2 protein-coding genes are annotated in these 1,352 nt (G+C 58.1%); both read right to left on the bottom strand.

All coding sequences use genetic code 11. The features are described from left to right. The coding region (locus tag WH277_RS03960) for a (2Fe-2S)-binding protein (RefSeq protein ID WP_339504477.1) at positions 1-410 on the bottom strand (410 nt) is incomplete at its 3' end. 163 nt (positions 411-573) lie between these two features. Beyond that, a partial coding sequence (mnmC, locus tag WH277_RS03955; protein ID WP_339504475.1) for an FAD-dependent 5-carboxymethylaminomethyl-2-thiouridine(34) oxidoreductase MnmC occupies positions 574-1,352 on the bottom strand: 779 nt, incomplete at its 5' end.

The following is a 1,352-nucleotide window of genomic DNA, read 5'->3' as shown; positions in this document are numbered from 1 at the left end:
TGGGTGCCGCAGCGGCACAGATTGAACGCCAGCTCATTTTTAATCTGCTGCTCGGATGCCTGCGGGTTGCGCCGGAAAAGTGCCACCAGCGTCATGATCATACCGTTGGTGCAGTAGCCACACTGCGCGGCTTGTTCATCGATAAAGCCTTGTTGTACCGGGTGCAACCCATCATCCTCTGCCAACCCTTCCAGGGTCGTGACTTGCCTGCCGGCAACAGTATGGACAGGTACGCTACAGGAGCGGGCGGCCACACCATCAATATTGATGGTACAGGCGCCACATTCGCCAATGCCGCAGCCAAACTTTGGGCCATTTAACTGGAAGTCATTACGCAATATATAAAGAAGGGGGGTATCTGAGTGCGCATCGTCAATTGAGAAGCGCTGGCCGTTAAGCGTGAAGTCCATAGCAAATCATCCCTTGATGGCCCGTTCTTTCCGTTTGTTCGTTTACGGGCCAGATACAAAAATGCCCCTGAAGAATTCAGGGGCACAATGGGAATGTTATGCTATTTATCAGACACGGGTAATGAAATTTCCTGCCGTAAGCACTTTAAATCAAGGACTATTCTTACTTCGGAGTTTTTCCTTTTAGCAGTTTGCGAACCCAGTAGCGGTTCGGGCTGGTGGCGGCCAGGGCGGTGCTGTCGAGCGGGATCGGTTCGCCACACAGCTGCGCCGCCAGCACTTCTGCTGCCAGCGGGCCGCTGCACAGTCCACGCGAACCCAGCGCACCCAGCACAAACACGCCCGGATAAACCGGCGCGGGTTCAGCCTGCTGCTGCTGTGCCAGCGTTTCGTACTGGTGCAGCGTAGCGGCATAGTCCGGCAGTGCACCCATCATCGGGAGATGATCGCGCGTGGCGGCGCGAACGCCGCAGCGTGCTTTAGCGTCACTGACATCAATTTCCTGCGGCCATCCGGCATCCGGCAGACAGCGAAGCAGGCGATCACGGTTCTCCAATTGGTCGTCGGCGCGGTATTCGGTAGCGGTATCGCCGCGATGATAGCTGGCACCAATGCAGTGCTGCTGAAACTGCGGGCTGACCGGCGTCAGATAGCCGTCGTAGCACAGCACCTGTTTCAGCGCAGACAGCGCGTCCGTGGTGGGCACGTGGCTGACCTGGCCACTTACCGCATAGAGGGGCAACTTTTCACTCTGAGTGAAATCCGTCAGACGGTGACCGGTTGCCAGCACCAGGTTACGGTGTGTGCAGTCAGGCTGCGTGCGGAAGCTCAGCTGCCAGCCTGCCGGATGTGGCGTTAACTGCGTGATCTCCTGCTGCCAGAGCAGGGTCGCTCCCTGCTCTGCGGCCAGCTGCCACAGCCCGGTGGTCAGTTCTGCTGGAG

This window comes from Erwinia sp. MYb416 (assembly GCF_037479575.1).
In the GTDB taxonomy this organism is placed as follows: domain Bacteria; phylum Pseudomonadota; class Gammaproteobacteria; order Enterobacterales; family Enterobacteriaceae; genus Erwinia; species Erwinia rhapontici.
Note: the sequence above shows the minus strand (reverse complement) of the source record. Positions and strands in the feature narration are given on the sequence as shown.